This window comes from Mediterraneibacter flintii, assembly GCF_055387595.1.
This window is the reverse complement of record NZ_AP031405.1, coordinates 2873969-2893350: the sequence shown is the minus strand read 5'-3', so window position 1 is coordinate 2893350 and position 19382 is coordinate 2873969. Positions and strand designations below refer to the sequence as shown.

At 40.0% G+C, this 19382-nt stretch carries 16 protein-coding genes; 11 read left to right on the top strand and 5 right to left on the bottom strand.

What is annotated here, in order from left to right; genetic code table 11:
* Window positions 1-135: 135 nt before the first annotated feature.
* The 4 genes from argS (at window position 136) to ACZ5C4_RS13860 (ending at window position 5434) form a co-directional block, all read left to right on the top strand.
* Complete coding sequence (argS, locus tag ACZ5C4_RS13875; RefSeq protein WP_464521530.1) at window positions 136-1902, top strand: arginine--tRNA ligase; 1767 nt, start codon at window positions 136-138, stop codon at window positions 1900-1902.
* Between the two features lie 7 nt (window positions 1903-1909).
* Window positions 1910-3079: an alanyl-tRNA editing protein gene (locus ACZ5C4_RS13870; RefSeq protein ID WP_464521529.1), complete on the top strand. Its 1170-nt coding sequence runs from the start codon at window positions 1910-1912 to the stop codon at window positions 3077-3079.
* A complete protein-coding gene (locus ACZ5C4_RS13865; RefSeq protein ID WP_464521528.1) occupies window positions 3076-4002 on the top strand; it encodes a lysostaphin resistance A-like protein in 927 nt (308 codons plus the stop codon). The genes ACZ5C4_RS13870 and ACZ5C4_RS13865 overlap by 4 nt, the downstream gene beginning before the upstream one ends.
* A 367-nt stretch (window positions 4003-4369) precedes the next feature.
* Window positions 4370-5434 (top strand): coiled-coil domain-containing protein, encoded by a 1065-nt coding sequence (locus ACZ5C4_RS13860; RefSeq protein WP_464521527.1) that lies wholly within the window; start codon window positions 4370-4372, stop codon window positions 5432-5434.
* Between the two features lie 380 nt (window positions 5435-5814).
* Here ACZ5C4_RS13860 and ACZ5C4_RS13855 read toward each other — a convergent pair whose 3' ends face one another.
* A complete protein-coding gene (locus ACZ5C4_RS13855) occupies window positions 5815-6186 on the bottom strand; it encodes a VOC family protein (protein ID WP_464521526.1) in 372 nt (123 codons plus the stop codon).
* Between the two features lie 382 nt (window positions 6187-6568).
* Here ACZ5C4_RS13855 and rpsB point away from each other — a divergent pair, with 382 nt between their 5' ends.
* The 3 genes from rpsB (at window position 6569) to ACZ5C4_RS13840 (ending at window position 10304) form a co-directional block, all read left to right on the top strand.
* Window positions 6569-7336 carry a 30S ribosomal protein S2 gene (gene rpsB / locus ACZ5C4_RS13850; protein WP_186876878.1) on the top strand — a complete coding sequence of 256 codons (768 nt, stop codon included), beginning with the start codon at window positions 6569-6571 and terminating at the stop codon, window positions 7334-7336.
* A gap of 89 nt (window positions 7337-7425) precedes the next feature.
* Window positions 7426-8361 (top strand): translation elongation factor Ts, encoded by a 936-nt coding sequence (gene tsf / locus ACZ5C4_RS13845; protein WP_186876877.1) that lies wholly within the window; start codon window positions 7426-7428, stop codon window positions 8359-8361.
* A 239-nt stretch (window positions 8362-8600) separates the two neighbouring features.
* Window positions 8601-10304 carry an ATP-dependent nuclease gene (locus tag ACZ5C4_RS13840; RefSeq protein ID WP_464521525.1) on the top strand — a complete coding sequence of 568 codons (1704 nt, stop codon included), beginning with the start codon at window positions 8601-8603 and terminating at the stop codon, window positions 10302-10304.
* Window positions 10305-10554: 250 nt separating this feature from the next.
* Here the strand turns inward: ACZ5C4_RS13840 and ACZ5C4_RS13835 are convergent, their stop codons facing one another.
* The 4 genes from ACZ5C4_RS13835 to ACZ5C4_RS13820 all read right to left on the bottom strand — a co-directional run bounded on the left by ACZ5C4_RS13835 (window position 10555) and on the right by ACZ5C4_RS13820 (window position 15319).
* Entirely contained in the window at window positions 10555-11040 is a 486-nt protein-coding gene (locus tag ACZ5C4_RS13835) for a DUF5721 family protein (protein WP_464521524.1), read from the bottom strand.
* A gap of 139 nt (window positions 11041-11179) precedes the next feature.
* Window positions 11180-12442 carry a Glu/Leu/Phe/Val family dehydrogenase gene (locus tag ACZ5C4_RS13830; protein ID WP_464522353.1) on the bottom strand — a complete coding sequence of 421 codons (1263 nt, stop codon included), beginning with the start codon at window positions 12440-12442 and terminating at the stop codon, window positions 11180-11182.
* A gap of 194 nt (window positions 12443-12636) precedes the next feature.
* Entirely contained in the window at window positions 12637-13911 is a 1275-nt protein-coding gene (gene eno, locus ACZ5C4_RS13825; protein ID WP_464521523.1) for a phosphopyruvate hydratase, read from the bottom strand.
* Between the two features lie 4 nt (window positions 13912-13915).
* Window positions 13916-15319, bottom strand: a complete 1404-nt coding sequence (locus ACZ5C4_RS13820) for a glycerate kinase type-2 family protein (RefSeq protein ID WP_464521522.1) — start codon at window positions 15317-15319, stop codon at window positions 13916-13918.
* Window positions 15320-15677: 358 nt separating this feature from the next.
* On the opposite strand from ACZ5C4_RS13820, the gene ACZ5C4_RS13815 reads away from it, so the two are divergent.
* The 4 genes from ACZ5C4_RS13815 to ACZ5C4_RS13800 are packed head-to-tail and all read left to right on the top strand — an operon-like array spanning window position 15678 to window position 19366.
* Complete coding sequence (locus tag ACZ5C4_RS13815) at window positions 15678-16799, top strand: tyramine oxidase subunit B (RefSeq protein ID WP_464521521.1); 1122 nt, start codon at window positions 15678-15680, stop codon at window positions 16797-16799.
* Between the two features lie 56 nt (window positions 16800-16855).
* The gene (locus ACZ5C4_RS13810) at window positions 16856-17686 is read left to right on the top strand and encodes a DUF3100 domain-containing protein (RefSeq protein WP_464521520.1); all 831 of its coding nucleotides are present in this window, start codon (window positions 16856-16858) and stop codon (window positions 17684-17686) included.
* 4 nt (window positions 17687-17690) lie between these two features.
* Entirely contained in the window at window positions 17691-18167 is a 477-nt protein-coding gene (locus ACZ5C4_RS13805; RefSeq protein ID WP_464521519.1) for a hypothetical protein, read from the top strand.
* A gap of 35 nt (window positions 18168-18202) precedes the next feature.
* Window positions 18203-19366, top strand: coding sequence for a M20 family metallopeptidase (locus ACZ5C4_RS13800; RefSeq protein WP_464521518.1), 1164 nt, complete (start codon window positions 18203-18205; stop codon window positions 19364-19366).
* The last annotated feature ends 16 nt before the right edge of the window (window positions 19367-19382 follow it).

The following is a 19382-nucleotide window of genomic DNA, read 5'->3' as shown; positions in this document are numbered from 1 at the left end:
AATGAAATTGGCAATATTGAAAATGATTGTGTCTTGCCGTTGCAAATGAGACATGGTAGAATAACATGGTATAAGCAGCGGCAAAAAATGAGTACCGCCTGCGGGAAGTAAGAGAGAACGGAGCGTGGAAGAAAAGTGAAAACGTTGTTAGAATGTATTACGATAGAGATGCAGGAAGCATTTAAACGTGCAGGATATGATGAGAAATTTGCAAAAGTCACCCTGTCCAATCGTCCGGATTTGTGTGAATATCAGTGCAATGGAGCGATGGCGGCGGCAAAAACCTATAAAAAGGCTCCTGCAATGATAGCAGGAGAAGTAGTGGAGTTTCTAAAAGACAGTACCTGCTTTGAGATGGCGGAGGCGGTAAATCCCGGGTTTATCAATTTGAAAATTGAAAAGAGATTTGCAGCAGATTACTTAAATAAAATGGCCTCGGATGAAATGCTTGGCGTCAGTAAGTGTGCAGAAGCGAGGACGGTAATGATTGATTATGGCGGCCCGAATGTCGCAAAACCGCTGCATGTGGGACATTTGCGTTCTGCAATCATAGGAGAAAGTATCAAAAGAATTATAAGGTACAAGGGAAATGAAGTGATCGGAGATATTCATCTGGGTGACTGGGGCTATCAGATGGGCCTGATCATTACAGAGTTAAAAAAACGGCAGCCTAAGCTTCCGTATTTTGATACATCTTATGAAGGGGAATATCCCAAAGAAGCACCATTTACGATCGCGGAGCTGGAGGAAATTTATCCTTTTGCAAGTGCGTATGCGAAAGAACATGAAGCATACCGCGAGGAAGCATTGAAGGCGACATATCTTTTACAGAACGGGCACAGAGGGTACCGCGCAATATGGGAACACATTATGCGCATATCAGTGGCAGATCTGAAGAAGAATTACAAGAATCTGAATGTAGAATTTGAACTCTGGAAAGGAGAGGCAGACGTTCAGAAATATATACCTTCTATGGTGGAAATGCTCAAAGACGGCGGATATGCGCACTATGATCAGGGAGCGCTTGTGGTAGACGTACAGGAGGAGAGTGATAAAAAGGAAATTCCTCCCTGCATGATTTTAAAATCAGACGGAGCTGCACTTTATGACACAACCGATCTTGCGACTTTAGTGGAACGAGAAAAGCTCTATCAGCCGGACGAGGTTATTTATGTGGTGGACAAACGACAGGAAATGCATTTTGTTCAGGTATTCCGCTGTGCAAAAAAGACCGGAATTGTAAGAGAAGAAACAGAACTCAAATTCTTAGGCTTTGGAACAATGAATGGTAAGGACGGAAAGCCATTTAAGACAAGAGAAGGCGGCGTTATGCGTCTGGAAAATCTGATACGAGAGATCCAGGAGGAGATGTATAAAAAGATCATGGATAATCGTACTGTTCCGGAGGAGGAAGCAAAGCGTACCGCACAGATAGTAGGACTGGCGGCAATTAAATATGGAGATTTATCAAATCAGGCCGGGAAAGATTATATCTTTGACGTAGACCGCTTTACTTCTTTTGAGGGAAATACAGGACCTTATATTTTATATACGATCGTACGTATCAAATCTATTTTGAATAAATATGTAGAGTCTGGAAAGACACTGGAAGGAATCAGTATTAGCGCGGCACAGAGTGAGTGCGAAAAGAGCTTGATGCTGGAAGCGGCAAAATTTAATGATGTGATTGAAACCGTATATGAAGAGATAGCTCCACATAAAATATGTGCCTATATTTATGATCTGGCAAATGCTTTTAACAAGTTCTACCATGAGACGAAGATTTTGACAGAGGAGAATGAAAAGCTTAGAGAAAGTTATATCGCTCTTTTGATGCTTACTAGAAAAATATTGGAAACCAGTATTGATCTGCTTGGGTTTGAGGCGCCGGAAAGGATGTAAACAGAAAATGACAGAAAAGTTATTCTATACCGACAGCCATATAAAAGAATTTACAGCAGAGGTGCAAGAATGTATACAAGACGGGGAAATGTATAAGATCGTCTTGGACAGAACGGCATTTTTTCCTGAGGGTGGGGGCCAATATGCGGATACCGGAACATTGGACGGTGTGACTGTGTTGGACGTAAAGGAAAAGGACGGAAAGATATTTCATATAACAAAAACCCCTCTTTTAAAAGGAAGCAGTGTACTTGGAGAAATTGACTGGGAAGAACGGTTTGTAAAAATGCAGCAGCATACGGGGGAACATATTGTATCGGGGCTGGTTCATACAAAATTTGGTTATAACAATGTGGGGTTCCATTTGGGCAGTGAAGATTGCACAATGGATTTTGACGGAGCAATTACAAGAGAAGAGCTGTGTGAGATTGAAAAAGAAGCAAATCGTGCGGTTGTACAGAATCTGAATATAGAAGTAAGCTATCCGTCGAAAGAGGCTCTGGAAAGTCTTGCATATAGAAGCAAAATAGAGATTGAAGGACAGGTCAGAATTGTGACTGTACCTGGATATGACGTATGTGCCTGTTGTGCTCCGCACGTGAAAAAAACCGGAGAAATCGGGATGATAAAACTAACAAATGTGCAGAGATATAAAGGCGGCGTCCGTGTAAGAATGTTGTGTGGATTTCGAGCACTTGCAGATTATGGAAGGAAAGAATCATATGCAAGAGAAATTTCTGCGGCGCTCTGCGCAAAAGAGAATACAATCGTAGAGGCGGTTGAGCGTTTAAAGGAAGAGTATGCACTGGAAAAATTAAAATGTGCGGGGCTTGAAAGAAAACTGCTGGCTTATCGCGCAAAAGAGATTCCTGAAGAGGAAAAAGTTGTGTGTCTGTTTGAAGAGGATTTAAACCAAGATGCGCTTCGATTTTTGATGAATTTAATTCTAAAACAGGACAGAATATGCTGCGCGATTTTTACGGGAAATGACAGGGATGGTTATCGTTATGTGATGGGAAGCAGGTGTTCTGATATTCGTAAGCTTGCAAAAGAGATGCATGAAGAATTTGATGGAAAAGGCGGGGGCAGACCAGAAATGGTGCAGGGTACTGTTTTAGGAACAGCATCAGAACTTCGGCAATGGATCCAAGAGAAAGCGAGGAACGTAAAAGCATGAACCGTGTTTATAGGAAAAGTCCGTTTTGGAGTGTATGCGGTCCATTTTTGATCTTTATGGGTATTGAGATGGCCGTACAGACAATTGTGGAAATGATTGTGATGATTCCATATATGGCGCAGTTGCTGGCGAGCAGTATGAAAGAGGGGAGTCAGTCTATTCCCACAGAAGATGCCGCGGAAGTGTTAAATCAGGTTCTTACGGTGATGGCAGAACATCAGGTAGAAATTGCAGCTTTATGTGCGTTGTGTACGCTGCCGATGACTATTTTTTTATTCCGAAAAGACAGAAAATTAGAACAGACCTGTCAGGTACCTGTAAATAAAAAGGCCGGAATGAGTAAATACCCTCAATTGCTTATTCTTGGAGCAGCATTTAGTGTGGGATTTACTTGCCTGTCTGCAATGGCAGAGATTGCATTTTACAGCGAGCAGTATCAGGAAGCACAGACCATCGCGTATGCGGTGGGATTTCCGGTACAGATTCTTTGTTTGGGCATCTTAGCGCCTCTTGCGGAAGAAATGATGTTTAGAGGCGTATTATTTAAACGGTATAGAGAGAACAATAGCTTTTCGAGGGCAGCGATCTATTCAGCGCTTTTGTTTGCACTGATTCACAATAATACGATACAAATAATATATGGATTTGTGACGGGTATGTTTCTTGCGTATGTCTGTGAAAAATATGGTTCTATATTAGCACCGGTATTTCTCCACATTATTATGAATACGGCATCGCTTATTTTTACAGAGGCAGGGGTGTTCAACTGGCTGGCAGCAGAGCCGTTTAGCATGGCGTGTGCGGTTATACTCAGCGCATTCTTTGCATCTGTTGTATATGTGTTGATTCAGAAAATAGAAGAGAAACCAGAACCCAAGGAACCTCCGACAGAAAATAAAATTACACCGGACATGTTCCGGTAGAATACGGCGAAGGAAACTGTCTATAAGAAATAACTGTGTGGTGAAATAGTAACAGCCTGTGCCATTCGTAAAACCGCACTGCGTGCTTATCGTATGGCTGAACTGATACGCGAAATATTACAAAAATGTTAAAAAGGTGTTGCAATTATAAGCAGGGTTTATTATAATGCATAGTATGTAATATACTATTTTTCCATATTCCCACAAAATCTACAGAGTAACTATAATAAAAAAGTAGAGCAAGAAAAGATTCATGTGGTAAAATATGTTTTTTTCGCAAACTATGTTGAAAAACGCTGTTGAATGTTGTATGATGAAACATATATGTGGGGACATAGATAATACTATATAAGGATTGGTGTGAGGAATGAAATTGAAGAAGATACATAGCGCGGCGCTTGCCACAGCTTTGACTTGTTCTTTGGTCGTAACGCCGGTATTTGCAGAACCTGAGAGCACAGAGAGCTTAGAAAACCAGAAAGCAGCGGCAGAAAGCGAATTAAGTGATTTACAGTCACAGTTGAATACTTTGATACAAAAAGCGAATGATTTAGAGTTAGATCTGATTTCAAAAGGGCAGGAGATTGCACAGGCAGAGCAGGACTTGGAGGTTGCCCAGGAGAAAGAGCAGGAACAGTATGATGCCATGAAGCTCCGGATTAAATATATGTATGAATCCGGTGACGGACAGGCGGCTGAAAGGGTACTTTCTTCAGGAAGTATTTCTGAGCTGTTGACACAGGCAGAATATGCAGAAAAAGTACATTCTTATGACCGAGATCAGCTCGAAGAGTATGCGGCTACAGTACAGGAAGTAGAAACATTGCAGGATACATTAGAGACAGAGATGGAGAACCTGCAGAGTATGGAAAGCGATTACCAAGCGCAGCAGGAAGCACTGAATACAACAATTTCTTCTAAAAGTGCAGAAGTAGAAAACATAGATGCCATGATTCAGGAGGCGGCAAAGAAAGCAGCGGAAGAAGCAGCGGCAAAGCAGGCAGCGGAAGAAGCGGCAAATAATAACGGTGGCGGAAATAATGGAAGCCAGAACACGCCGACAGACAATGGCGGAGGCGGTGACAGCAGTTGGACGCCGCCATCGTATGACTCAAGTACTGGAAATGCTATTGTAGATCGTGCCTATAGCCAGCTTGGAGCAGCTTATGAATGGGGAGCATGTCGTCCGGGTGCATTTGACTGTTCGGGATTTGTAAGTTACTGTTTGACAGGAAGCTATACGAGACTGGGAACTACGTATACATTTTTGGGATGGCCGCAGGTGAGCGACCCGCAGCCAGGAGATGTATGTGTAAACGCAGATCACTGTGGAATATACATAGGCGGTGGACAGATGATTCATGCAGCCACTGAAGGAGTTGGCGTTATTATCGGACCGGTTCAAAGCGGTATGATTTATGTGCGGTACTAAAGATAAATTTATATAGAATACAAAAGAAAGAACCTCTGTGATATGAAAGTATCGCAGAGGTTTTTAACATATATAGCGTCAGTGTACAAGGGGCAATACGGTCGATGAAGGACAAATTTAAGCCGCTTTGTCGTTACTTTCACTCCGCGTACGTCTTTGTACGCGTCGTTCAAGTGCCTAAAAGAGGCTTAAATTTGTCTCTTCACGACTCTCAGACCTCAACCGCAGAAATTTCGGCGCTTTTCAAGGCAGACGATTGAGGCGTACTGGACGTACGCCGATTGAGGATAACGCTGAAAATCGCCGAAATTACGCGGTTTGAGGCGTATTGCCCCTTGTACACTGACGCTAACGTTCCTGTTATATTAATTTTTATGCTGCTATTCATTGGAAGGAATGATTTCGAGCCAATATCCATCTGGATCGGATATAAAATAAATTCCCATCTTGGGGTTTTCAAAGCAGATACAGCCCATCTCTTTATGCTTTTTATATGCAGCATCAAAATCATCTGTACGAAAAGCAAGATGAATTTCATTATCTCCCAGATTATATGCGCGATTCATATCTCTAAGCCAGGTAAGCTCGAGAAGATGCGGTGTTTCACCATCTCCTAAGTATACGAGCTTAAAACTGTTGTCATCTGCCTCTTTTTCATGTGTTACGGTAAGTCCCAGTGCTTCCTTGTAAAAATCCAGAGATTTCTGAAGATCATAGACATTCAAATTATTGTGTGCAAATGTAAATTTCATTTTTTACCTCCATATAATTTCTACAGCAAATCCAGTGAAGGGGCAAAGAATATATCCTAAACTTTATAATTCTAACATGTATTTGTTTGAGTTTTAATCAATACATATTGTTGAATTAATATTGCTGCCCTTACAGGATAACACAAATAATTGAAAAACGAAAGTAGGAGGAGAAATGAAGGAAAATCCCTTGCATTCGCTATTTTTCTATGATATACTACCAATGTTGCAAAAAAACACGCGTGTGGATACTTTTTGAAGGTGCCTAAGACCATACACATGAAAAGAGATTATAGAATAAAGTAATCTTTTTGCATAGATATGGTACGGTCTCAGAAGTGAAAAAACATGCGGAAGTAAAAAACCAATGGAGGAAAGAAACATGAGCGTTATTTCAATGAAACAACTTTTGGAAGCTGGTGTACATTTTGGACATCAGACAAGAAGATGGAACCCTAAGATGGCTCCATATATTTACACAGAAAGAAATGGTATCTATATCATTGATCTGCAGAAATCTGTGGGAATGGTAGATGACGCATATAAAGCGGTAGCAGATATCGCGGCAGAAGGCGGAACCATCCTTTTCGTAGGAACAAAGAAACAGGCGCAGGATGCAATTAAAACAGAAGCAGAGCGCTGTGGAATGTTCTATGTAAATGAGAGATGGTTAGGCGGTATGCTGACAAACTTCAAAACTATTCAGAGCAGAGTGATGCGTTTGAAAGAAATTGAGAGAATGTCAGAGGACGGAACATTTGATGTTCTTCCTAAGAAGGAAGTTATTGCACTGAAAAAAGAATGGGCGAAGCTTGAGAAAAACCTCGGCGGAATCAAAGAGATGAAGAGAATTCCAGATGCTATCTTTATCGTAGATCCGAAGAAAGAAAGAATCTGTGTTCAGGAAGCGCACACACTGGGAATTCCGTTGATTGGAATCTGTGATACAAACTGCGATCCGGAAGAGCTGGACTATGTAATTCCTGGAAATGATGATGCTATCAGAGCCGTGAAATTGATTGTTTCTAAGATGGCAGATGCAGTAATCGAGGCAAACCAGGGAGAAGCCGGTGCAGAAGAAGAGTATTACGAAGAAGCTGAAGAAGTAGCAGTAGAAACAGAAGAAGCTGAAGAAACTGTGGAAGCTTAATAATTTTGAACGGGGATGCTTCAGCCTGAGAAGACAGGTTGAAGCATTTTTTGAAGAGACAAGAAAATGATGAAACGGAGGAAATAAGAATGGCAATTACAGCAGGAATGGTAAAAGAATTAAGGGAAATGACTGGTGCAGGAATGATGGACTGTAAGAAAGCTCTTACAGAAACGAATGGTGATATGGATGCGGCAGTTGAATTCTTAAGAAAAAACGGACAGGCAAAGGCTGAGAAAAAAGCTGGAAGAATTGCAGCGGAAGGCATTGTTAAAGCAGTTGTGAAAGAAGATAAAGTAGCTGCAATTGTAGAAGTAAATTCAGAGACAGACTTTGTTGCAAAAAATGAAGAATTCCAGAATTTTGTAGAAGCAGTTGTCAATCAGGCGGCAGATTCTGATGCGGCCGATATGGATGCGTTTATGGCAGAGGCATGGGCAGCAGAACCATCTAAGACGGTAAAAGATGCACTGGTAGAAAAAGTAGCCGTAATCGGTGAAAACTTAAATATTAGAAGATTCGAAAAGGTAGTTGCGGATAATGGATGTGTGGTTTCCTACATTCATGGAGGCGGACGCATCGGTGTTCTGGTAGAGGCGGATACAGATGTTGTGAACGATGAAATCAAGAATTGTCTGAAAAATGTAGCTATGCAGGTAGCGGCTATGTATCCGAAATATGTATCTCGTGATGAAGTATCTCAGGAATATATGGATCATGAGAAAGAGATTCTTCTTGCGGCTGCTAAGAAAGAAAACGAAGAGAGCAGCAAACCAAAGCCGGACAATATCATTGAGAAAATGATCATTGGACGTCTGAACAAAGAGTTAAAGGAAATCTGCCTGTTAGATCAGGTATATGTTCAGGATAGTGATCTGACTGTTGCGAAATATGTGGAGAAAGTTGCAAAAGAAAACAATGCGAATGTGACAGTGAAGAAGTTTGTACGTTTTGAGACAGGCGAAGGACTGGAAAAGAAACAGGAGAATTTTGCAGAAGAAGTAGCTGCACAGATGGGAAAATAAGCTTATAACTTAGAAGGTATTGAGACCCTTGAAAACCTCGTAAAACGGGTGCTTTCAAGGGTCTTTTGTAGTTTTATAGGGAAATCCCACAAAGTATTATAAATAATTATAAGAATAGTAAATTATTGCAGAGAAATATAGAACATAGAAATCCTATAAGGAAAAAGTTGTGGTAGATATAAGTGGATTAACAGCTTTTAGATAAGACAAAAAAATGAAAGGAATTAATAGGTACCCAAATGATAAAAAGCATACATTTAAGTAATTATCGTTGCTTTGAAAATACAAAAATAAATTTTAAAGATATATCTGTTATTGTAGGAAAAAACAATGCGGGGAAATCTTCGTTACTTGAGGCCTTAAGATTGATAGCATTATCGGTAAGAAAATGTAAATGTACTACATATAAAGATTTACCTAAAGAGTTTAAACTTCCAATACGAGATAAAGGATTTCGTTTGGAATCTGAAAAATTAAAAATCGACTTGAGAGGTATTGTTTACAGATATGAAGATTTAATTGCAAGGGTTTCAGTGAAATTTGTAAATGATGCGGAAATATGCATTTTTGCAAATGGATTGTATGTCTATGCCGTATTATACGACAAGAGTGGAAAATGCATTAAAAGTAAAGCAAAAGCGATGGAAGTGTTTTCTTTTAAAATTTCTATTCTTCCTCAGATAGGATTAATAAAAGAGAATGAGAAAAGACTTACAGAAGAAACTGTTGAAAAAGACAAAGAAACATATTTATCTTCAAGACATTTCAGAAATGAAATTTATAATTATAAACAAATGTTTTGGAAAGATTTTGTCCTGCTGGCTGAAAGTACCTGGCAGGGACTACGTCTTAATGAAATAGATTACGATCCAATATCAGATATATTATCTTTATATATAACAGACACCGATTTTTATGCGGAAATAGGCTTGATGGGAAGTGGCTTACAAATGTGGTTGCAGATTATCTGGTTTTTAGCACGTACAAAAAATGATGAAACTATTATACTAGATGAACCAGATGTATATATGCATCCGGATCTTCAGAGAAAACTGATTAGATTAGTACAAAGTAGATATTCACAAATTATTATTGCTACTCATTCTATAGAAATAATATCAGAAGTTAATCCGGGTAATATTGTTACTATAGATAAAAGAAGTAGAAAGATGCATTATACGACAGATTTACGAGCAGTACAAAAAGTAATTGATGAAATAGGGACTGTAAGCAATTTAAGCTTAATGAGATTAGGAGATGCAAGAAAATGTATTTTTGTTGAAGGAAAAGATTTGAAAATTTTGACTAAAATTGCTGAAGTGGTTTTAGAAGAAAAAATCCCTTCTTTAGAGACATTACCACATGTTTCATTGAATGGATTTAATAATTTAAAAGAAGCTTTTGGCGCATCAAAACTTTTTTATGAAGAGACAAGAGGAATGATTCAATGTATATGTTTGTTGGATAGTGATTATTTTCCTAAAGATATGATAGAAGAGAAGAATGATGAAGCATCAGCTAATCATTTAAATTTACATATTTGGAATCGTAAAGAAATCGAAAATTATTTATTAGAGTCGGAGGTGCTATTTCGTTTATCAAAACAAGACGAAGAAAAACATGATATTTTTATGCAAAAATTGGAAACATTTGTTGATACATTTAAAGATAATGTATTTGATCAATATGCGGAGCACATTTTAAAATATAGAAAAATAGATGTTAGTACTGCAAATAATCAGGCAAGAGAGTATATGAAAAAGGAGTGGACGGATTTAAAGAGCAAATTAAGTATGGTTGGCGGGAAAAAATTTATAAAGGAATTATCTAAATGGTTTAAAGCGATATATGGAGAAAATTTGACTATAACAAAAATAATTTCCGAGTTCAATAAAGACGAATTCGATGAAGAAATTGTGAATATCATTAGAAGTATATGCTGACAAAATTACATATAATATAAGATTATACAGTGAATCAAAAAGTATACTGTTCGCTTCAGACATAAAAATTTCTTGCTTCAATTTTCTAATTTTATACTAATATGAACAAGGTGCGGTTCATTGACATGTAACCGCATCTCATTCAATTATTCAACGATAAAGTATTGTAATAAATGGATAATATTCAAGACGTTTATTCGTTTACTTATCTACCTAAAAGAAGGCATATCATAGAAAAGGTACTGCTTTTTCAGGCAAGGTCAAAAGAAATATTCTTCTGCGAAAAAAATTTTTGTAAATAGCAGTCCCAGGCATGTTCCAGAGATTTATCCATAGTAAAAATATGAAGGGACGTACCTGTAATGCAGGTCAGGGCACTTCCGTCGTATTTTAAATTTAAATACAGTCCTTGTACCGATTCCGGCTGAAAGTCCAGGTGATTCTGTTCAATCAGGAGGGCAGTGTTTTTCGGAGACAGGCAGAGGATAAAGTGGAAGGAAAGTGGAGTACGTTTCCCTTTAATGAGAGAAAAACAATATTCACGTACATGCTTCCAGGAAGAGTACTGCGGAAGTTCTTCTGCAGATTCAAAAAAAGCTTTTTGAATGTATCCATCAATGGTAAATGTATTGAAAGTTACAATTCTGCCTTCTATAAAAAGAAAATTATCAAATGTATCAGATAAAAGCAGCTGGCTCATAAATTCTTTTGTGTGATTCAGCTTTAGTGCAATCATGGAAAACCTCCCAGGGTGCGTTCATTCAGATATGTGAAGCCGACTGGCTTAATTATAAGTATAGCACATTACAGGGAGGACGTAAAAGGAAATCCGGTAAATCACTACGAATGAATAAAGAGACTCTTCCTGTAGGTTTTTACGGCCAGATGCCACGCAGGTTTTTAGCGTCTACTACCCGTTTTACGGCAATAAGATAAGCCCCAGTACGTAAGGTGGTATGCTTTTCTTCAGATATATCCCATACAGATTTAAAAGCTTGATCCATAATTGCTTTTAACTGTTCATTGACATGCTCTTCGCTCCAGCTTACGGACTGGATATTTTGTACCCACTCAAAGTAAGAAACAACAACACCGCCAGCGTTTGCCAGAATGTCGGGAACCAGTACAATTCCCCTCTTTTTCAGGATTTCATCCGCTTCTATTGAAGTCGGGCCATTGGCGCCTTCTACGATTACTTTGGCATGGATTCTGTCTGCATTGTCAGCATTAATTTGGTTTTCCAAAGCTGCGGGGACAAGAAGGGTGGTGTTAAGCTCCAGCAGCTCTTTATTTGTGATATGTTTTACGTTTTCTTTCTCATAGTCTTTTAGAAGGTTTCCTCTGTCGGCAGACAGATAACGGATTATCTCTGGAATGTCCAGACCGCTTTCACAGAAAAGGCCACCGGAAACATCGCTTACGCCGATGATTTTCATACCTGCCATATGTAAGAGCTTTGCCGATACACTTCCTACATTTCCCATTCCCTGCACAACTGCCGTTGTTCCATTTATCGGAATATGTAAAGCGCGCAGGACATTAAGGGAAGTTATCATAACCCCTCGGCCGGTTGCCTCACTTCTTCCCAAAGCTCCGCCTAGTTCCAGAGGCTTTCCTGTGACAACTCCGGGAACGCAGTGCCCTTTGAGCATGCTATATGTATCCATTATCCAACCCATGACATTTGCGTTTGTGCCGACATCTGGGGCGGGAATATCTTGCTCAGGGCCGATAATGGGAGCGATCATGGCTGTGAAACGACGGGTAAGGCGACGGATTTCTGCATCGGATAATTCGGAGGGATTGCAAATAATTCCGCCTTTTCCTCCGCCGTATGGTATATTTACGACTGCACATTTGAAGGTCATCCATGCCGCCAGCGCCTTGACTTCATCAATATTTACATCTTGATGATAACGGATTCCGCCTTTCGCGGGGCCTCTGGAAGTAGAGTGCTGTATGCGATAGCCTTCAAAAACACGTACACTGCCATCGTCCATGCGGACAGGTATAGAAACCTTTAACTCCCGTTCTGGATGTAGGACGGCTTCATAATCACTGGGAGTATATCCCAGGATGGATGCAGCATGGTTTACGGTGGAAATCACATTATCATAAGGATTGTATTTAGAAGATATTGTACTCATTTTATTTTCCTTCTTTCTATAAAATTAAAAATGCCATGTAATATGCAATATATTGCAAAAATAAAAATATTTGAATATTTAAGAAAAGATTTTCTCTGGTGTATACCCAAAGCAGGGTGAATGAAAGGAGATGCTTTGGGTATACATAATACAGCTATTCAAATATAGGAAGTAAACACAATGGCTTAAAATTTTAATAAGGGGGTAATATCTGCAAGCCTGCACCCTGGTGTCAGATCGCAGGCGCGCATAAGAAAATTTAGTTTATCGATGCGTTCTCCTGATCGAGGAGCACCGTTTTTGATGAATCCCACCTGTAGTCCTACAGCAAGATCCATGACAACATCTCCGATGACTCCTCCGGCTCTTCCGGAAGGAGTAGCAATTAGATTATGCGCTTTTGCAAATTCATAAGTGTTCAGAGCTTCTGTGATAGTTCCGACTTGATTGGGCTTTAGGATAAAACCGTCCAGGGCATTACATTCATAAGCTCTTTTTAGTCTTTCTAAATTTGTGACAATAAAATCATCTCCCAAGAGATTTGTGCGAGTAATTTCTTTATGCGCTTTTGGATAAGCTTCCCAGTCCTCTTCATCCAATAAATCTTCGATGAATACGAAAGGAAATTTTTCAGTCAGTTTTTTAGCATAAGAAATCAAAGTGTCTGCTGACACGCGTTGCCCTTTCAGAAGATAGGTATTGGTTTGGCGATCATACATTTCACTGGAAGCGCAGTCAAAGGCAAAGCCGATTTTTCCAGTATATCCGCAGTTTTCAATGGCTTCGGACATCAGATTTAAGTTGACTTCCGGATCCTCGCTTGGGGAGGCATAACCATAGGAAGGCGCTACAACAGGTTTATGTCCCAGATAATTTGTAATGACCTTTTCCAGCTCCTGAAAAGTGTTGATTCCCATTTCAACGGCTTCGTAAATAGTGGACGCTCCGTATGGCATAATGATAAATTCATTAAAGGGCTGCGTCAGATTTTCATAATGCCCGCCGTTAATGACATTAAAGCTTGGTACAGGTACAGTTTGTATAGAGCCGCCTGCAATATAATTATACAAAGTTTGATGAGAAGCCTTTGCAGCAGCCCGAAAAAGAGCGATGGAAGTAGAGTAGACTGCATTTCCACCCAAATTCCTTTTCTCCGGTGTTCCGTCCAAATCAATCATAATCTGATCGAGCTCTTTTTGACGGGTTACATCTTTGCCGATCAGCGCCGGCGCAATGATATTGTTTACATTGTCCACAGCCTTATGTACACTTAATCCATGATATTCCTCTGGATTGTTGTCACGCAGTACGCAGGATTCGAACATACCAACAGAAGAACCGGTAGGAGCACATCCCCGCCCCAAACAGCCATCCTCTGTTACCACGTCTACTTCTACCATAGGACGGCATTTGCAGTCTACAATCTGGCGCGCATGGACAGATTTGATTTTAGAATTCATAGTGTCAGTCCTCCAATTTTGGAATATATAGTACATTGAAATCGCACAGGTTCGTACCGGTGTTTCCGGTAAATACAGCATCGTTCATCTCCGACAAGGCTTCATAACATGCATGCCCGCGTAAAGCGCCGTACACATCCACACCTTTTTCCAGCGCCGTCTGATAACTGGTAGAATCGCAGATACCTCCCGCTACCGGTGTAGTGCCATCTGTTCCTTCTGAATCGATAGAAAGCATACAGGCTCCTTTTGTTTTGGAAGCGAGAATAGCGAAGCTTAAAGTCAGTTCCTGTCCAGGCCCGCCATGTCCGGTTATGAGACGATTATCTAATATCTGTGTCGTTGTCTCTCCTGAACTTAAAATGACACAAGGGGGTGCGATGGGATTCCCGTATGCCTGGACTTCTCTGGCTATAGAGGCAAAGAAAGAACCAGCGTCCTTGCTCTCACCTTCCAGGAATGAAGTGAGGATGACAGCGGGGATACCCATTTCTTCAGCAATTTCTTTTGCATAGATACAGGAATCCGGCAGTGTGTTTAATAAATAATAAGTATTATCCGGAAATGCTTTCGGAGTTTCTCCTTCCGGACCTACATGCATCAAATAGTCGACAACGCTTTTGGGGAGTCGATCCGCTACATTATAATCTCGAATGACTCTGCGCGCATCTTCCAGGGTTGTTTTGTCAGGCCCCATTGGTGTGCTGGCATATTTTTCATAAGGAATACCAATATTCTCGGTAGCGGGATTACCTACGGCATCACTGATACCAAAACCGATAAGCTCAGCACCTACATTTTGAATCCGTTTTGCAAGCATACCTCCGTTCATTGCAGAGATATGGCGGCGGATTGCATTGATTTCATAAATGCCGGCCCCAGATTTGAGCATGACGTCGGTTGTCTTGATCTCATCCTCCAGAGTGATACCTTCAATAGGACAGCTCATAAGTGCGGAACTGCCTCCGCTTATAACGACGATAAACAAATCATCAGGGCCAGAATGGTCTACCAGATCCAGAATTTTCAAACAAGCTTCATAACCCGCCTGATTTGGCAGTGGATGTCCGCCGACGTAGACGTCTGTATTTTGGAAATGGTCTGTTTCTTCTGCTACCTTTACTATGGCAATGCCTTTGGTCAATCGGTCGCCAAGGATTTCGTCGACTGCCATTGCCATATGATTACATGCTTTCCCTGCTCCTAAAAGATACACATGCTTTTTCATAGAGAGATCCCAGGATTTTGAACCGATATGCAATATATTACCTTCCAAATGCATAATACTTTTAATACGTTGATACGCATCTAAGCGTGCAAGTGTGCGGTTAGTAATATCCAGTACAATTTTTCTGGATGCAACGTCTCCATGAGAAACAAGGGTATCATAATTTTTGATTTTATTCATAATAAAAATCCCCTTTACTTCCAATATGAATAGTATTAAATAGAACATTAAGAGAGAAATAAAAAATAAAAATGTATTAAAATGTACTTTTATGATAATGCGATATATTAAATATGTCAATAAAGAAAGGTGAAATAAAAAATAAATAGTGAAAAATACCAAAAAACATACAAAAATATTGTGAAAATAAATGAAAAGATAATAAATATACCGAATATATTGACATATGCAATATATTATAATAGTATAAATGTATTAAATAAAACATTAGGAACAAAAAGTTAAATGAAAAATGTGCGTAAAATGTAACAGATACTTATAAGTAAGTGCTGTAGTAAAAGATGAAAGGAGAAAATAAATGGCACATAAAACAGAATTTCTTTATCTATCAGAAAAAGACACAATAGAAGCAGGTGTTCTTAATGCAGAAAAATGTATTGATAATGCAGAAGAGGTTTTTACTCTATTAAGTAAAGGGGATTATCTTATGGGGGGAAGCAATCACAATAGCCATGGACTGGGCCTTGTTTTCCCAAAAGAAAGTCCATTTCCGAATATGCCTGTGGCAGGCCCAGACAGAAGGTTTGTCGCTATGCCTGCTTACTTAGGGGGGAGATTTGACGTTTGCGGGAATAAATGGTATGGCTCCAATGCAGAAAATCCTAAAAAAGGTCTCCCAAGGTCTGTTCTCACAGTGACCTTGAATGACAAAGATACCGGTGAGCCTCTCGCATTTATGTCCGCTAATTTGCTCAGTGCGGCACGTACAGGAGCTGTTCCGGGCGTTGCTGCCAGACACTTAGCAAGAAAGGATTCTCAAGTCATCACTGTTTTAGGCTGCGGGCAGATTAACCGTTCCTGCTTACGTTCCATCGCTACGCAGCTTCCAAATCTGAAAAAAGTTATCTGCTATGACATTTTTGAAGCTGCCGCTAAAAAATTTCTCGATTGGGAAAAACAGGAACTTGGAATTGACGGCGAAGTGATTCTTGACTTAGAAGCCGCCGTCAAAGAAGCTGATGTAATAACTGTAGCTGCTTCCAGATTAAAACCTCTGTATGTCAAAGATGAATGGATGAAGGAGGGGGTGACAGTACTCATTACAGGCCCTATGCAGACAGATGATTCTTTCTGGATGAGTACCAAACTGATTTATGACAATGTACGCTTACATGAAGCTTATGTCCAGGAAGCTGTTGAGTCCGGCGACATTGCCGGATATTACAAAGGGGTAATCGGTGGCCCTATTTATACTCTGATTGATGCTGGCAAGATGCCGTCATTGGCAGATTCGACCAGTATTGGTGAAGTTATTCTCGGGGAAAAGCCCGGCAGACAAAACGATTCTGAGAGAGTTACGTTTGTTGCCTGCGGTATGGCTACTTTTGATGTCGGACTTGGCTATGACTTGTATAAGACCGCTGTTGAAAATGGCATTGGAACTATGCTGACTTTATGGGATGACCCATATCAGAAATAACTACATGGGAGGAACTTTTTTATGTACTTTTTCTCTAAAAGGAATGGAGGGAGTTTATGGGCGAAAATATAAAGTTTTTAAAGGACTGGAGGCTGCATATTACAATTCTGATTTGCTGTATGATTTCGGATAGAATAGGAACAATTACAATTCCTATAACATCTATAATTAAAGTCTCGCTGTTGCCGCTTCTATATGCAATGGTGCTGGTTACTGTTTTATATCTATTAAAACCTGTAAAATGGATAGGTGAAGCTCAAAGTAAAAGCGGAGGGTTTATGTTAACGATGACCTGTCTGATTTTAGGCGCAAAATTAGGCTGCAATGTAGGACCTACGATTCAAGACATGTTTTCTGCTAGTCTTCCGCTGCTTACACAGAATGTAGGTGACGCATTTACCTGTGTAATGGCCCTCCCTCTGGCTCTTTTGCTTGGAATGAAAAGAGAGACAATTGGACTTACATATGCGGCGTCCAGGGAATCAGGGATTGCCGTCATTGAACAGAAATATGGAAGAGGAGCTGAATTTCGTGGTGTTATCGCTATGTACGTAGTCGGGACTATTTTTGGTACGGTATTGATAGGGTTATTCGCCAGTATCCTTTCTACTACAGGCATATTCCATGTGTATTCGGTTGCAATGGCGTGTGGTGTAGGAAGTGCAGCCATGTCCACGGCAGGGATAGGAACACTTATAGAAATCTATCCCGCTATGGCAGATAAAATTACCGCGTTTGCCTCTATGTCAAATTTGATTTCTACAGCTATAGCAATATACCTAAATGTATTTATCGGTTTGCCGTTGGCGGAATTCTTATATAAGAAGCTGTATCCGGTAATAGGAAGAGGAAGAAAAGAAAAAATACAGGCGGAAAAGGGGGAATAAGAGTATGGAAGAGAATACAAAATTATCAAAAAATTATCTCATTCAATGTGCCGGAGCACTGATTATTAGTGGGATAATCAGCGTTTTAGGAAATTGGGCCGGATATGAGCATCTTATGCCTCTGGAGTCAATCCCCGGGATATTGATACTGATTGTGATTGCCTTGGTGGGGATTGTAATAAGTAAATTTATTGGCAAAAGATTCCCCTCTTTTCTACATGTATCTATTGTAGGGATTCTGGTTTCCATGCCATGGTGCCCTTTGTCAGGTTTTGTGGTTGAATATACAAGTAAAATCCAGTTGATGGCAGTGGTTACTCCGATTCTGGCATATTCCGGTCTTACAGTAGGAAGAGACTGGCGCGCGTTTACAAAAATTGGATGGAAAGCAATCCTTGTAGGATGTGTCGTAATATTTGGTACATTTTTCTGGTCTGCTTTGATAGCGGAAGTTCTTTTAAAGGTACAGGGAACAATTTAAACAAATAAAATTTTAGCTTTATGGAGGCTGAAGATATGGATTATATGTCACAAGAAATTGTACAATTATTAACAGAATTAGTAAAAATAGAAAGTACAAATGTTGGAAAATATGAAAAAGAAATCGGCGATTTTGTTGCTAACTGGATGGAAAAAGAAACAGGACTCCCTGTAATAAAAGATGAATTTGAGCTAGACAGATTTAATGTTGTATGTAAACTGGAAGGAGAAATCCATGATCCTGCTTTTATTACAATCCATCATATGGACGTCGTACCGGCAGGGGAAGGGTGGAAAACAGATCCCTTTGAGCCTGAAATTGTAGGAAATCGCATGTATGGCAGAGGCGCAGGAGACATGAAAGCAGGGTTAGCGGCAGGCATGCTTGCGTTCCGCGATGCGGTAAAGCAGGATAAAAAACCAAAAAGAGATATTATTTTTATCGCAACAGCAGACGAAGAAGGCTGTATCATGAAAGGAGCTATGCAGGCATTAAAAAGCGGATATGCAACAAAAAACAGTTATGCATTAGATCATGAACCTAGCTGTGGCGATATTTACGTAAAACATAAGGGGAAGACATGGTTTGAAATACATGTGGAAGGTGCACCTGCGCATGGTTCTATGCCCTGGACCGGAATAGACGCGATAGTAGGAATGTCCGAAGTTGTTCGTGGTATTAAGAAAAGAATAGACGCTCTCCCTGTAGATGAAGAATTTGGACAGAGTTCTGTATGCTTTGGTACTATCAATGGAGGGTATAATACGAACGTGGTAGCTGAAAAATGCAGCATTACGATCGATATGCGTCTCGCGCCTCCGCTTACGACAGAAGGGTCACTAAAACTGGTAGAAGACGCGATACAGGAGGCATGTGAAAAAGTTCCCGGACTTAAAGGGTCCTATAATGTGATTGCAAAAAGACCGTATATTCTGCAAGATGATAGTTCTGTTCTTCTGCGTGAATTACAGGAAGTTGTCAAAGGCGTTACCGGTGTATATGCAAAAACGCCAGTATTTACGGGATATACAGATACTGGAGTAATCGCGGCGGAAACAGGGAATATTAATTGTATGTCGTATGGTCCGGTAGGAGTGAATTATCATCAGGCGAACGAATACGTAGACTTGGATTCTGTTTTGCAAGTTTATGAGGTTTCAAGTAAAATTACGTATAGAATGGGGTTTGAAGTAGATTAACGTGGATGTTTTAGAA

Coding starts and splice junctions, on each gene's coding strand:
- ACZ5C4_RS13870 (WP_464521529.1), top strand. CDS start 1,910: ATGACAGAAAAGTTATTCTATACCGACAGCCATATAAAAGAATTTACA.
- ACZ5C4_RS13865 (WP_464521528.1), top strand. CDS start 3,076: ATGAACCGTGTTTATAGGAAAAGTCCGTTTTGGAGTGTATGCGGTCCA.
- ACZ5C4_RS13860 (WP_464521527.1), top strand. CDS start 4,370: ATGAAATTGAAGAAGATACATAGCGCGGCGCTTGCCACAGCTTTGACT.
- ACZ5C4_RS13855 (WP_464521526.1), bottom strand. CDS start 6,186: ATGAAATTTACATTTGCACACAATAATTTGAATGTCTATGATCTTCAG.
- rpsB (WP_186876878.1), top strand. CDS start 6,569: ATGAGCGTTATTTCAATGAAACAACTTTTGGAAGCTGGTGTACATTTT.
- tsf (WP_186876877.1), top strand. CDS start 7,426: ATGGCAATTACAGCAGGAATGGTAAAAGAATTAAGGGAAATGACTGGT.
- ACZ5C4_RS13840 (WP_464521525.1), top strand. CDS start 8,601: ATGATAAAAAGCATACATTTAAGTAATTATCGTTGCTTTGAAAATACA.
- ACZ5C4_RS13835 (WP_464521524.1), bottom strand. CDS start 11,040: ATGATTGCACTAAAGCTGAATCACACAAAAGAATTTATGAGCCAGCTG.
- eno (WP_464521523.1), bottom strand. CDS start 13,911: ATGAATTCTAAAATCAAATCTGTCCATGCGCGCCAGATTGTAGACTGC.
- ACZ5C4_RS13820 (WP_464521522.1), bottom strand. CDS start 15,319: ATGAATAAAATCAAAAATTATGATACCCTTGTTTCTCATGGAGACGTT.
- ACZ5C4_RS13815 (WP_464521521.1), top strand. CDS start 15,678: ATGGCACATAAAACAGAATTTCTTTATCTATCAGAAAAAGACACAATA.
- ACZ5C4_RS13810 (WP_464521520.1), top strand. CDS start 16,856: ATGGGCGAAAATATAAAGTTTTTAAAGGACTGGAGGCTGCATATTACA.
- ACZ5C4_RS13805 (WP_464521519.1), top strand. CDS start 17,691: ATGGAAGAGAATACAAAATTATCAAAAAATTATCTCATTCAATGTGCC.
- ACZ5C4_RS13800 (WP_464521518.1), top strand. CDS start 18,203: ATGGATTATATGTCACAAGAAATTGTACAATTATTAACAGAATTAGTA.